The sequence below is a fragment of the Vibrio tapetis subsp. tapetis genome, assembly GCF_900233005.1.
Lineage (GTDB): Bacteria > Pseudomonadota > Gammaproteobacteria > Enterobacterales > Vibrionaceae > Vibrio > Vibrio tapetis.
On record NZ_LT960612.1, the window covers coordinates 774775 to 789015 of the forward strand.

Here is a 14241-nt window from a genome sequence, read left to right on the forward strand (position 1 = left end):
TTACCAAAGTGGATTGTGTAACACGAATTCCTATGAACGCTTCAGCCAGTATTTTTTATCAAATCATTACTAACTTAACCCATAATTCGATCAAACACGGCTTTGTGCTGCCTAACAAGCAAGGAGAAAGGCAAATACGTATCATGTTGTCTCAAGATGAAAACAACGTGATGATGGAATTTAAGGACACGGGCGTCGGTGTAGATGAAGCATTGATTGGGCAAATTTTTGACCCATTTGTCACCAGTAACCGAGGCCAAGGTGGAACAGGCTTAGGGGCGCATATAGTCTATAACTTGGTGACATCGGCACTAAAAGGGAGTATTGCTGCAAACAATATCAAAGGAGGCGGGCTTGCGATCACGATCAGCATCCCTAATTCCCAAGTTTCTCCCCTTGACTCTGTTTAGGTGAAATCTCACAAACTCCTCTTCACTTTATTAAGTAAGTCCGCAGCTTGTTCAAATTGAAATTCGTTTAAGAAGCCACTCATCTTAGAGAGTAACTCAGGGTCTGATACTTGGTATTGTTGGAGTTGCTCTATCAGTTCGATGGATTGTGTGTCGGCATCTAGCAGTGCTGTATTAAGTTGTTCGATCAACTGGTGAAATTGTGCGTCTATGCGGCGGGTTCCCTGCGTCTTTTTCTTCGTTGAGGAGTAGGCGCTATCTGCAACCTGAGGGCTGAATTCGGCTTGCTGGGCGTTTTCAAGTTGTGTACTGGTTGCGAGTAGTTGTTTGTCTGCTCTTATTACATATTGTCTTAGGTCTTCAATCTGAGAGGCCTGTAATGGGGTACCTTGTTTGAAGGCTTTTTCCCATGTACGAATGTTCTGGTAAACATAGTTGACGGATAATGTGCCGGAAGAACCTTTTAGGCTGTGCAGCTTTCTGGCTATGAAGTCGTCGTTTTGTTCTTTGATTGCTTTATCCATCGCGGCTAATTCGATGGGCATAGATTTAAAGAATGACTCTAATGTGGTGCGATAGCTATCGACATCGCCTAGCAGAGTTTTTATCCCTTGCTCTGTGTTTACGCCTTCTAGCTCAAACGTCTCCAAGCTAAGTTGCTCGCTGCACGGAACTGGGGTAATGCCAGCACGGCTAGGTTTGCTTGATTGTCCGCTGAGAGAGGTTAGCAGCGAGATTTTTTGAATCAGATTGGGTACGTTAATTGGTTTTGCTATGTGCTCATCCATGCCGGCTTCAATGCAACGCTGAACGTCTACCTGCATGGCGTTAGCTGTCATGGCTAAAATAGGCAGTTGCTCACTGTTAAGGTGTTTTCGGATCTCCTTAGTGGCGGAGATACCGTCCATGACGGGCATTTGCATATCCATCAGTGCAAGGTCGAATACTTGATGCTCAAGCTTTTCCAACGCCTCGAGACCATGCTCGGCAATGGTGATGGTTGCGCCTTGGCTTTCCAATATCGTACACGCGATCTCTTGGTTCGTTTTGTTGTCCTCGACCAATAAAATGTCGATATTATCTAGTCGCTCCAGAGGCGGTATTTCGACATTGCTGTGAGCCAAATTGACTGGCTGCCATTCGTTACCCAAGCACGCAATAATCGCGTTAAATAGTGAGTATGGCGTAATCGGTTTGAATAAGTTTGCATCCAACTGGTGCGCGTTATCATCGCTGAGTTGGAGCTGTCCAGATTGTGAATGGAGCAAAATTACTTTCGACTCTTCCGACAATTTGTGATGTTGAATATGTTCTAGTGTGTCTAGCCCATCCATGCTTGGCATTTGCCAATCCATTAAGATTAGGTCAAAAACTTGTTGGTGTTTATTCAGCTGTTCTATTGCCTCACGGCCACTGCCAGCGGGGGTGACGGCGAAGCCAAGCCCGGAAAGTATCCCGCTTAATACGTGGCGAGATGTTTTGTTGTCATCGACAAGCATGACCGATTTGTTCAGTGCAAGTGCCGAGACCATTTGATACTCACTGCTGATTTGGTTTTCATAAGGCAGCGTTAATTCAAAATTAAACTTGGATCCTGTTCCATAGTGGCTTTCGACTTGAATTTCCCCCTCCATTAAGGAAACCAGTTGTTTGGAAATACTCAGGCCAAGCCCGGTACCGCCAAATTTTCGAGTGGTCGAGGTGTCGGCTTGAGAGAAGGCCTTAAATAGGTTGCTAACCTGTTCGTGGGTCATTCCGATGCCAGTGTCTACTACTGAAAAGTCGAGCTTAATGGTGTCGTGGGAGCGGGTGGTTTCAATAATATTGACGACGATTTCGCCTTGTTCAGTGAACTTAATCGCGTTGTTCACTAGGTTGATGAGAACTTGGCCGATGCGAAGTGGATCTCCGATAAGAAGATTGGGCAATGTCGGGGAGACATTAAAGATCAGCTCAACAGGTTTATGCTCAGCTTTTGTCGGTAAGACGTTGATCAGGTTGTCGAGTACTTGATGAAGAGAGAATGGCGTCGACTCAATCTTGAGCTTGCCAGCTTCAACTTTGGAAAAGTCCAGAATGTCGTTGATGATACCTAGCAACTGGTTACTAGCTGAGTCTATTTTGTCTATGTAGTTACGTTGTTTGTTGTTTAATTCGGTATTTAGAACCATGTGGGTCATGCCCATGATGGCATTCATCGGAGTGCGAATTTCATGACTCATATTGGCCAAAAAATCCCCTTTAATTTGGTTAAGGTTATCGGCTGACTCTTTGGCTTTGATTAATTCACGTTCAAGTTGTTTGTGTTCAGTTACGTCAAGAAATGAGCCAACGACGCCCATAATACTGTTGTTTTGGTCGTAGAACGGTGCCTCGTACACCACAAGTTCACGGATCTGTTGGTTACCGTTGGCGACCGTGATTTCAAATTGAATTCTTTTGGTTCCTTGCAGTAACTCCAGCTCATATCGCTTTAGCTGATAAACGACGTCGTCTTTAAAAATGTCTTCTATATTGGCGCCGAGCACATTTTGTTCTGTTACTCCTAAGAAGTCACAAAACTGTTCGTTTACTCCTAAGTACTCTCCTAAGCGATTTCGGTAGTAAGTCGGGTTGGGGATCGAGTCTATGATGTGTTGATTAAGCTCAAGCTGACGTGCGACTTCTTGTTCAATTTCGTGCTGTTTTTCTGCGTTTAGGCTGAGTTGAAATGCGACAGAGAAGGCTTCAACCAAGTCGGTCAACACGCGATACTCATTTGTGGATAAAGCGGTGCTTGTGCCAAATTGTAAAACGCCTAACGGAGAATCGTTAGCGAGAATTGGGATGAAATACAATTCAGCGAGGCCCAGTTGCACATTGCCCATTGCGAGGTTGAGCGGTTGGCCATCGCTCGATTTAACCGACTTGGCTTCTTTATGTTGTAAGCACAGAGTCACTAAAGACATATGATTTGGGTTGGGATCATGCCAATTACCAACAGAATCGATGACTTCGAGTTGCTCATTGCGCAATTGATAAAAGGTGATGAGAGGGAAACCAAAATAGTGGCTTAAGAAGGATTTTGATTCTGATATCACATCATTTGTATGCGTTTTCCCTCGGAGGAGTTCATTAAAGCTCTGCACGGTGTGGCCAAGCTTTAATTCATTACGTAGGTTAAGGAGCAGGGAGTTAATAGCACCAGAAAACTGGCCTAATTCTCCTTTGATGTCTTCATCAAGTTCGAAGTTGTAGTCTTGGTTAGCGACATTGGAGACCACCTGATTTTGCATCTTTTCAATTGGAGAAATGTAAAAGCGTCTGAGTAACCAAAACGAGACACTTAACAACACGACTAAGGTAAAAATACCAATGAGCATAAATCGAGACATGATAGCGACGATGGATGAAGCGGTGTCCTGTGAGGCTTTAATGCGATCGACACCATTTTGATAAGCGGTCTCGATGTTGGTCATGATCTTTGCTTTTTCGATAAGGTATTCAGAGGAATACAAAAGTAACAGTGCTTTTTGTCGGTTTTCTGTTCCTGCTGTATTGGCGAGCGTAAAAGCTTGTTGTTCGATATTGACCAACCGCTCCGATGCCGCGAAAGCGTTACTCAAGGCGGCGACTTCATGAGTCGACATACCGGCAAGCGACAGCCTTTCAAAGAAGGTGGAACCATTATGATGAGGGGAGTCGACTTGGTTAATGGTTGCGAGGGTATCCCAGTAGTCGAAGTCGTGATCTTTTGGTGGTGGGGCAATGCCTTGTCTTACTGCAAGGACATGGTCGAATAATTGTTGCCACTTTTTGTCTCCAGTGACGGCGTATGCTCGAGCGAATTTAGTCAGGTTATCTGAGCTTTGTTGAAGTTCGCTGCCTAATAACGTGATTTCGGATAATTGCAGTAACGATTTCTCCTCATTTTTAAAGGAGCTCAATGCGTGGTTCACGATAAAGATAACACCAATGTTCACCAGTATCATAATTGAAAATAGTAAGGTAAATAGGGACTTCATATTCATTGAGACAATCACGCTTAGAAAAAATACGACTGCCTTGAGCATAGCTAATTCCTCACATTTATTAGCTAAATAACCGTATTAATTTTGAGAATAATTAGAGGTTAAGATATGTATCACGTTTGCTTGTCTATACTTTTGTCAATGAATCTCTTTTGGTTGCCTTTTTATTATGTATGAGCTTTTGATCATTGATGATGTGGCAGAGAATTTGCGAGTGTTGCAGTCTATTTTACAACGCAAAGACTTCCGTATCAGAGCGGCAACCAGCGCTCAAGTTGCGTTAAAGTTGATTGCTAAAAAAGTGCCTGACTTGATCATCTCAGATGTTCAAATGCCGAATATCACGGGCATAGATCTGTGCCACCAACTCGCTAAAGATGAACACTACAAATCTATTCCAATAATATTGGTTAGTGCATTCGATGATGAGCAAAGCGTCGAACTTGCAATGGCAACTCACAGTAAAGATTTTTTTCTTAAGCCGTATAACCCCCAAGAAGTGCTGACTCGAGTTCGAGTTCAGTTAATGAGGGTGGAACAGCAAAAACGAATACTTCACCAAGAGGTTAACTCAGCTGTAAACCAGCTGGTGGATGGTGTGGCAAATGAAATCAGTACGCCACTGGGCACTAGTATCTTAACTTCAACTCATATGAAAGAGACCATTCTCCATTTCGAACAGCTTTATCAAAAACAACAAGTCACCAATTCTAAACTGAAAGATTTCATTCTCTTTTGTCATGACAGTGTTGATTTGAATTTGAGTAACTTAAATCGCGTAGCAGACATGATGGAGATGTTTAGAGCGATCTCTGCATCTGACCGAGAGCGGTTTCTGGAAGATGTAAACCTGATATCAGCGATAGAAAAAGTAATTGCACACTATCACGCTAAACTCTCTTATATGGGAGTAGTCGTTAAATTGGATGGAGTACCCACGACGATTCACACTGATGGGTATCTGCTACAAATCGTACTAGGGAACCTCATTGGTAACGCGCTCTCTCATGCTTATGACGGCGAAGTCGCGAAACCCATTGAAATTCAGTGGCAGCAAAAAGGGGATTTTATCTGGATATGCTTTTGTGATAATGGCTGCGGTGTTGACGACACACAGTTAGACCAAGTGCTGAAACCTTTTTATACCACTAAAAGGGGTCGCGCGGGCCATGTTGGTTTAAGTGCAACGGTGGCCGCCAATATCATCGTGGGGCCGTTGCACGGAGAAATTGACTTAGTCAGTGATGAGCGAGGTTTAGTATGGCAGTTCAGTTTTCCAATTCAGTTAAACGATTTGTAGTTGGTGAGTGAGTTATTCTAGTGTCACCGTAAAAGTTAGGTAGAATAGCGAAAAATTAAATTGAGTAGTTACCATGTCAGAGCAAGAAATGATGCACGATAATCCTGCAGATGAAATTGAGTCAGAAGAATACGAAGTGGAAGCGTTGGCGGTTGAGGTCTCAACTCAGCCAATAGAGCTGTATAAAGTATTGAAGATTGCCAACGCCGTTAGCGGTGGTGGTGAGGCCAAGTTCGCTATCGCAGAAGGTTACGTGGCGGTCAATGGAGAACTAGAGCAGCGCAAACGTTGTAAACTCTACGATGGTGATGTCGTTGAATTTAACCAAGAATTCTACGTGGTGATTTATCAGCCAGAATCTGAATCGTCATTTGAAATGTCAGATGCTGCCACTGAGTATGAAGTGGGTGATGATAGCTCTGTGTTTGAACCAGTAAATGCACAGAATGAACACGGCAACGACATCGGTAGTAAGGCAAATAAGTCTCGGTCTTCAAGCGGTAAAGCGGCAAAGAACAAAAAATTGGACGATAAAAAAGCGAACGCAAAGAAAAAATCAGCGAAGAAATCTAAAAATAATGAAAAGAAAGAACCCATCGTCCGTGACCAGAATACTGGCCGGGGGGGGATTTCGTTCTAGTTTACTTTTTAAAATAGGATGACTTTAAATTATTGATAACTTGAATATTATGTTGTTCTTGTTGTATCAAACTACTTCAAACATGGGCTAGATTCTACCTAACAGCGTCGAACTAGCCATGCTTTATCTCATCTACGCCCTGTTATTCATACGTGCAATACATCACTGTGGGGGGAGTTACTCACCTTCGGGCTATTTATAATGTAGTCAATGCTTCGTCGCTATTGAGAGCACTCGCTCACCAAACACGTTGCAACTTATCATTTGAATTTGGATACAAGATATGAATTTGCATAAGTCAGACTGTCACGAAAACAGTAATGTTATTTTACATGCATTTGATTGGGCCTACTCTCAAGTAGCTGAAAGAGCCGAGACAATCCGTCGCTTAGGTTACAAAACAGTGTTGGTTTCCCCACCAATGAAATCGTTCACCTCTTCAAATGGCACCCAGTGGTGGCAACGTTATCAGCCACAAGATTATCGAGTGATTGACAATCAGCTTGGTAATACGAAAGATTTTGTCCATATGGTGGATACGCTCAAACAACATGGACTTTGGGTTTATGTTGATGTTGTATTTAATCATATGGCGAACGAATCAAGTACTCGCTTAGACCTGCAGTACCCAAGCCAGAAAGATATGCTCAATTACTAAAATAATGCCGAAGAATACGCAGAGCTTACTTTGTTTGGTGATTTATCAAGCCCTTTATTTGATGAAAAAGATTTCGTTGAAGCGTTCGGTATTACAGATTGGAAAGATAAATGGGAAGTTCAAAACGGTCGTATTAGTGCTGGTGATCATGATCCAGGGTTGCCAACCTTACGAGACAGTGAGCATGTAGTTCTTCAACAAAAGAGTTACCTAAAGGCTTTGAAAGAGCTAGGTGTACGTGGGTTTAGGATCGATGCTGCGAAACACATGACGCTGGAGCACCTGGCAAAAGTATGGGTACCTGAGATCACACAGGGAATGCATATTTTTGGAGAAATCATTACTGATGGAGGGGCAACTAAAGAAGAATATGAACTCTTTTTACAGCCTTACCTTGAGCAGACCAGACTCGCCGCTTATGATTTTCCGTTATTTAGCACCATATTCAACGCATTTAGCAAAACGGGTTCATTAGAATATCTCGTTGACCCATTTTCGCTCGGACAAGCGCTATCAAACCCAAGAGCCATTACCTTTACAACCACTCATGATATTCCTAATAACGACGTATTTGTAGAGCATGTGATGGATGAGGACATGGAATGGCTGGCGCTTGCCTATGTCATTGGGCGTGATGGTGGTGTGCCGTTGATTTATGCTGATCTGGATACCAGTGGTATCACGAATAAGGCCGGCGAACCAAGGTGGCAAGACATGTGGTGTCACCCAAAAATGGCACATTTGCTTCAGTTCCATAACGCAGTACATGGCGAGCCGATGACGATAGTTGAAAGTAGTAAAGATCATTTAGTTATCGGACGTGGAAGTAAAGGGACTGTCATCATTAATAAAGGGAAAAAGAAAAGCAGCTTTACGCTCAATCGTCCAAGTGGAACTGAGCTAGTCACATCAGTTTCGATCATAGAGGACGCCAACAAGATTGATGTTGTTGTGGCGAGCGCCTCTTTTGCACTGATCCTGCATTAATTATCTAGATAATCATTAAACGTCTATTAATCATCAACTCACCCATCTTTATGCTACTTAGACCATACGTCTGACGTCATTAACAGGCTATGGTCTAATTAATTGTCATTTATAAATAGAGCGTAATGCCTTAATAACGTTACAAAAAATATTATTTTATAAAAATACGATCAAAATCACAGTACACAAGCCAACAATTCTGTACCAGACTCTCTCTATAATGAACAAAAAACAGCCTAAAGCCACTCCATTTATATTCGGAAGAGCTAATAAATAAAGGTTGAATGCGCAGAGTGGAATGAGTGAGGGGAATGGGATGAAAATAGCGACGAAAATTATTGCGGCTTGCGCATTGCTGTGCGCATTAGGGGTGATAGTCAGTGGGGCATTTGTTGCGTGGCGGGCCTCCAATTTATCCGAACAAGCTTTATATGAACGAGCGTCTAGCCAGCTTATCTCGATACGAGAGATGAAAAAGGCTGAAATTGTGCGTTATTTTGGTGCCATAGAAGACCAAATAAGAACGCTCGCGGCCACTCCTTCCACTCAAGATGCTCTTCATCAATTCACCGAAAGTTATGCCAATTACCCTTTGAACATGGTGTCAGATTCGGACGTAGGTAAGCTTAAGACCTATTATTCAAGTCAATTTGGGCAAACCTATCGCAGCAGTAATTCTGGCTCTTCAGCAGATGAACTATCTCGTTTTAACCGCTTAGATGACATCGGCCGAGCCATTCAGGCTCGCTATATAGGCGTGAATCCTAACGGATTAGGGAATAAGCATAAGCTTGATAGTGATCAGTTGGGCAATGATTACGATCGTGCTCATAACGTGTATCACCCATCGCTTCGTGAATTCTTAGAATCTTTTGGTTATTACGACATCTTCATGGTCGATAATGATGGCAATGTTGTGTATTCCGTTTTTAAAGAGCTCGATTTTGCCACCAACTTGAATTCGGGTGCTTACAGTAATAGTGGGCTTGGCAAGGCATTTCAAGGATCCAGTCAACAATCTAAAGGACATGTATCTTTAATCGATTTTGAACCGTATTTTCCTTCTTATGAAGCCGCTGCCTCTTTCATGTCGACCCCTGTCTACCAAGGAAGCCAGCGGATCGGAGTGTTGATTTTCCAAATGCCGATTGATGCCATTAACGCCATCATGACCAATAATAAGAAGTGGAAAGAAGCAGGTTTAGGCAGCAGCGGTGAAACTTACCTTGTTGGTCAAGATACCTTATTACGTAGTCAGTCTCGTTTTTTACTGCAAGATAAAGCGGCCTATTTGAAGGCGTTACAAGAGGCCGGTGTGAGTAAGGTGACCATAGATCAAATCGACAGTAAAGACAGCGCTATTGGTCGTCAGCCTATTGATACAACAGGTAGCCGAGCGGCATTAAATGGCCAAACCGGAATCGATGTAATCCAAGATTATCGAGGGGTCGCAGTGTTGTCAGCGTTTGCTCCCATTAAGATTGCGGGATTAAGCTGGGGTTTATTGAGTGAAATTGATAAAGATGAAGCATTAGAAGACGTAGCAAGCTTAAATCAGGCCGTTTTCATGAGTGTGGCGTTAAGTAGCGTACTTTTAGTTTCGTTAGCAGGTTTTGCCGCTTACTTTGTTGGAGCAAGTATTGCGAGGCCAATCAAACTCGCCACAAGCAAAGTCGGTTTAATCAGCTAAAACAACGATTTAACGGCACGACTTGAAGTGGTAGGTAAAGACGAAATGGCGGAGTTATCCACGTCGCTAAATGAATTGTTCTCAAAACTGCAGTTGATCATCGGTGATTTTGCCAAAGCTACCAATTCGCTGAATCAAAACAGCAATCAAATAGCATCTAGCATGAGCGATACTAGAAGTGCGATCACGGAGCAGCACAGTATGTCGGATGCGGCAGCAACCGCGGTGAATGAAATGAGTGCATCGGTGTCTGAGGTTGCGCAGTTTGCAAGTAAAGCGGCCGACTATGTGAGTGAAGCGAATGAAACTGGTGAAAAAAGTCGAACTGCCGCACGCGAGTTGGCCGGAGAAATGTCTCACTTGACTGACCAAATGGGAAGTGCAAATGAAGCGATAGAAAGGTTGTTGGTAGAAAGTAACTCGATCGGAGAAGTTCTGGATGTGATTCAGTCTATTGCTGAGCAAACCAATCTGCTGGCGCTCAATGCTGCCATTGAAGCTGCCAGAGCGGGTGAGCAAGGGCGAGGCTTTGCTGTGGTTGCAGATGAGGTTCGTTCATTGGCTGGCAGAACTCAGTCTTCAACAGAGGAGATCAGAGCGAAAATTGAAGGGCTTCAAAGAGAAACCAAAGCGGTTGTTGAAGGCATTGGCAATGCCAATCAATCGGTTGAAAAGGGCACAGTAAGCTGTAAATTGAACTTGGAAATGTTGGATCAAATCACATCCATGTTGGTTGAATTGAACGACATGAACACCCAAATAGCAACGGCGGCAACGGAGCAATCAGCGGTTACTGATGACATTAGTTCAAGCATAACCACGATTGCTGATGCATCTATGCAAGTGAATACACAAACCAACGAGATAGATAGCATTGTACTGAGTTTGTCGGGACAAGCTGGTGAACTTAACAGCAAAGTTGCTCAGTTCAAATATTAGTTATGTAGATGAATGAGAATCAACGCTAATGGTTTTCAGATCTATCAATTTGTTCTACCATTCAAATAGTGGAATTGATGTCACATTTTAGGCCGTGCTATGAAAGTATTTCTTGTTAGCACGGTCTTGTTTTCTTTTTGGTGTAGTGAAGGCAACGTTTGATAAAGCCCGTCCAATTATTGTATTTCCAATGTTTTCTTATTCTGGTATTAGCCCCCTTTTGTGTACGTGGCGTGGAACTGACTAACGAGGAGCAAGCCTTTGTTGACGTTAACCCTATTTGGCGCGTGCACGTAGATAATGCATGGCCCCCTTATAGTTATAAAGAGTTCGGTCAAACCAAAGGTTATACGGTTGAATTGCTGCTTTTGATTGCTCAAAAAGTAGGGGTTAAAATTGAATTTGTAGAAGGCGGTCCATGGCGTACATCGGCTAAACTGCTTACTCAAGGTAAAGTCGACCTATCAACGTATCTTGCCAATACCCAGCAAACTCAATCGTTCGCACAATTCAACCAACTCCCGCTTGTTACTATGGAAAGCGGTATGGTTACGGGATCATCAACTCTTGATGGACTTGGTTTTGATTCCAGTGACGGTATTTTTGCTGTTGTCACCGGTTCCCATGAAGCGGAAATCTTGGCTAAGTATTACCCAGCAAAGCGGCTCATGTTAGTTGAAGACACTTTGCATATGTTAGATGCCGTCGTCAGTGGCGAGGCGATAGCTGGGGTGGGAAATCAAAGGGTCATCCAGTATTTTGTCAATAACCTTATTTCTACGCGATTAAAAGTGACCACTCTCGGAGACAAAGCGCATCTAGGTGCAACATATTGGCACCTAGCAGCAAAAAAAGATTGGCCACTTTTAACGGGTATTTTCGACAAAGCACTCAAGGATGTACCCAATCAGCGCTTGTTGGAACTTCAACAAAAATGGCTTGAATTAGCGAATTCGCCGAATGTAGACGTTTTGGATTTAAACGCACAAGAGCGTCTGTATCTGAATAATAAGCGAGTGCTTCGTTATTGTTCTCACCCAGATTTAATGCCAGTCGAAGGGCAAGAGAACAAAGCTTCTATTGGTATAACGGGCGATTACCTAACTTACTTTGCTCAGAGCTTAGGGGTGAAGTTGCAGCTTGTAACGGCTCAATCTTGGGCAGAGGCGCAATTTAAATTTAAAATGGGTGACTGTGATTTTTTGTCTTTATCGGCGCCAAGAAAATTTCGTTTAAGCTATGCTGAGTACACTAAGCCTTATTTGTCATTGTTATTCACCAAAAAACGCCTTATGCCGCCAATTTAGAATCACTCGGCGGGCGCAGTATTGGGTTTACTTTTGGTAATCCTTTAGGTGAGTCACTTAAATCACGTTATCCATCGATTAATTTTGTTGAGGTGGCTTCTGTGACTGAAGGGTTAGAGAAAGTGCGAGACAGTTATCTATTTGGTTATGTTGGAGCACTTCCAATTTTGACCTATGAATTGCAGCATAACTTTCCGAATTTACTGGTGGGGACTCAGTTATCTGACAACTTCCTACTCGGTGCGGCGGTGAGAAAAGATGAACCTTTATTAGCCTCTATTTTCAATAAAGCCATCGACAAAATGGACGTAAAATTACATACCTCGATCATGTCAGCTTGGGCCCCTGTTAGCTATCGACCGGTTATTGATCATCGTTTGGTGTGGGCCGTGTTGGTGGTTGCGTTAATCATTGTGAGTTCAATTGGTTACAGCTACTACATATTGAAAAAGAAATTCGCGAAGCTAAAGTCGCTCTCGACCATGGATAGGCTTACAGGGCTGTACAATCGACACACTATAGACATGGTATTGGCCGAGCAAGTTTCGCAATACCGATTTAGCAAAAAACCGTTTAGCATCATCTTGGGTGATGTTGACCACTTTAAATTGTTTAATGACCGTTATGGACATATTTTAGGCGACCAAGTACTTAAAGAGGTGGCGTTTGCCTTTAGTTGTCACGCGAGCACTTTAGACCTAGTTGGTCGATGGGGTGGAGAAGAGTTCATTATCATTTGCCCGGGTAAAACCGAGTCTCATGCCACTGAGTTGGCTGAATCTTTGAGGAAGAAGCTGGCTACCATCGAACATAAAGATGTGGGGAGTGTGACCTGTAGTTTCGGCGTGGCAGAGTATCAACCTAAGCACACGACGATTGACGTGATGCAATGTGCTGATCGTTCGTTGTATTTTTCCAAGCGAAAGGGACGAAATGCGGTGACGAGTTTCACTGAGTACGCTCGGGAAGAGTCAAACATTGAAGTAAACCCTAAAGAGCCAAGTGTGTGATGGTCGTTCTTGTGAAAACAGAGCTATCTTTGGTGAGGGTTCGATATGATACTTGATGAGAACTACAGTTTAAGGCCAGTCCCCCATTACGCCCGAAGAAAGAGTATTTCGTTAGCTTTTGTATTAATGGGATTGACGCTATTTTCTGCCAGTATGGTGACCGGTGGAGAGGTCTTTAACGGGTTAGAGAGCCGTGATTTTCTTTATGTTGTATTAACCGGAAACTTGATTCTCGGCATTTATACGTCAATCTTGGGCTACATTGGCTGCACAACGGGCTTGTCTACTCACCTATTAACCCATTTTTCGTTCGGTTCTAAAGGCTCCTGGCTGCCTTCTGTGTTGTTGGGAGGGACGCAAGTAGGGTGGTTTGGCGTTGGCGTCGCCATGTTTGCCATTCCTGTCAATAGCACCATAGGGGTTGATATTGAGTGGGTGATATTACTGTCTGGATTTTTGATGGTGATAACGGCCTATTTCGGCATTAGCTCCCTGATATTTCTTTCTACGATTGCGGTTCCTGCCATTTTATTAATTGGTGGGTATTCTGTGTTTGTAGAAGCAAAAAGTATCCGCTGGGATGACATTACGCTGACGACTAAACCAACCTTAGACTATTCCAATGCTCTTGCTATGGTGATTGGTACTTTTATCAGTGCGGGGACATTAACGGCGGACTTCACTCGTTTTTGCCGAGGTAAAAAACGAGTTATTGTGATTACTATGTTGGCCTTTTTTGTGGGTAACTCCCTCATGTTTGCTTTTGGTGCCGTGGGTGTAATCTCGGTCGGGTATGCCGATGTATTTGACGTGCTGCTCGCTCAAGGTTTGATGATCCCGGCTATTGTGTTACTTGGATTGAATATTTGGACAACCAATGATAATGCACTGTACGTTTCCGGGTTAGGATTCGCTAACGTAACAGGGCGATCCAGTCAGTATATTTCTATGATTAACGGTATCGTTGGGACGTTATTTGCACTATGGATGTATAACCACTTTATTGAGTGGTTAAATTTTCTTTCTTTGGCCATTCCTCCGATCGGTGCGGTTATTATTGCGGATTATATGCAAAATCGTCAGCGTTATCATGACTACAGTGAGTTAGAATTCCAGTCGGTTAATTGGCCGGGGATTTATGCTGTTGTGATGGGGATTTTAGCGGGGGTCTTCCTGCCGGGTATCGTACCGCTTAACGCTGTAATCGGTTCCCTGGTGGCTTATCTTTTACTTAATCGGCCGCTTAATCGAACAAAACGACATGAGTAATATTATGTGAGTGATATGAAA

At 43.2% G+C, this 14241-nt stretch carries 7 protein-coding genes and 2 pseudogenes; 8 read left to right on the forward strand and 1 reads right to left on the reverse strand.

What is annotated here, in order from left to right:
* Positions 1-32: 32 nt before the first annotated feature.
* Positions 33-410: an ATP-binding protein gene (locus VTAP4600_RS26430; RefSeq protein ID WP_231897997.1), complete on the forward strand. Its 378-nt coding sequence runs from the start codon at positions 33-35 to the stop codon at positions 408-410.
* Positions 411-418: 8 nt separating this feature from the next.
* Here the strand turns inward: VTAP4600_RS26430 and VTAP4600_RS20560 are convergent, their stop codons facing one another.
* Positions 419-4462, reverse strand: a complete 4044-nt coding sequence (locus tag VTAP4600_RS20560; protein ID WP_102524637.1) for a response regulator — start codon at positions 4460-4462, stop codon at positions 419-421.
* A gap of 127 nt (positions 4463-4589) precedes the next feature.
* Here VTAP4600_RS20560 and VTAP4600_RS20565 point away from each other — a divergent pair, with 127 nt between their 5' ends.
* From VTAP4600_RS20565 to codB, 7 genes and pseudogenes are all read left to right on the forward strand, one after another.
* Positions 4590-5720, forward strand: coding sequence for a hybrid sensor histidine kinase/response regulator (locus VTAP4600_RS20565; protein WP_102524638.1), 1131 nt, complete (start codon positions 4590-4592; stop codon positions 5718-5720).
* A 73-nt stretch (positions 5721-5793) separates the two neighbouring features.
* On the forward strand, positions 5794-6360 hold the full coding sequence (locus tag VTAP4600_RS20570; protein WP_231897986.1) for an RNA-binding S4 domain-containing protein: 567 nt from the start codon (positions 5794-5796) through the stop codon (positions 6358-6360).
* Positions 6361-6643: 283 nt separating this feature from the next.
* Positions 6644-8005, forward strand: a pseudogene (locus VTAP4600_RS20575) (alpha-amylase family protein).
* Between the two features lie 316 nt (positions 8006-8321).
* A pseudogene (locus tag VTAP4600_RS26015) lies at positions 8322-10634 on the forward strand (methyl-accepting chemotaxis protein).
* A 233-nt stretch (positions 10635-10867) separates the two neighbouring features.
* On the forward strand, positions 10868-11941 hold the full coding sequence (locus VTAP4600_RS20585) for a transporter substrate-binding domain-containing protein (RefSeq protein WP_172443191.1): 1074 nt from the start codon (positions 10868-10870) through the stop codon (positions 11939-11941).
* A gap of 101 nt (positions 11942-12042) precedes the next feature.
* Positions 12043-12951 carry a GGDEF domain-containing protein gene (locus tag VTAP4600_RS20590; protein WP_102524640.1) on the forward strand — a complete coding sequence of 303 codons (909 nt, stop codon included), beginning with the start codon at positions 12043-12045 and terminating at the stop codon, positions 12949-12951.
* A 45-nt stretch (positions 12952-12996) separates the two neighbouring features.
* Complete coding sequence (codB, locus tag VTAP4600_RS20595; protein WP_102524641.1) at positions 12997-14220, forward strand: cytosine permease; 1224 nt, start codon at positions 12997-12999, stop codon at positions 14218-14220.
* Positions 14221-14241 lie beyond the last annotated feature (21 nt).

What these genes read in the sequence shown, in the direction of transcription:
- codB (WP_102524641.1), top strand. Translation starts at nt 12,997, where the DNA reads ATGATACTTGATGAGAACTACAGTTTAAGGCCAGTCCCCCATTACGCC.
- VTAP4600_RS26430 (WP_231897997.1), top strand. Translation starts at nt 33, where the DNA reads ATGAACGCTTCAGCCAGTATTTTTTATCAAATCATTACTAACTTAACC.
- VTAP4600_RS20565 (WP_102524638.1), top strand. Translation starts at nt 4,590, where the DNA reads ATGTATGAGCTTTTGATCATTGATGATGTGGCAGAGAATTTGCGAGTG.
- VTAP4600_RS20560 (WP_102524637.1), bottom strand. Translation starts at nt 4,462, where the DNA reads ATGCTCAAGGCAGTCGTATTTTTTCTAAGCGTGATTGTCTCAATGAAT.
- VTAP4600_RS20570 (WP_231897986.1), top strand. Translation starts at nt 5,794, where the DNA reads ATGTCAGAGCAAGAAATGATGCACGATAATCCTGCAGATGAAATTGAG.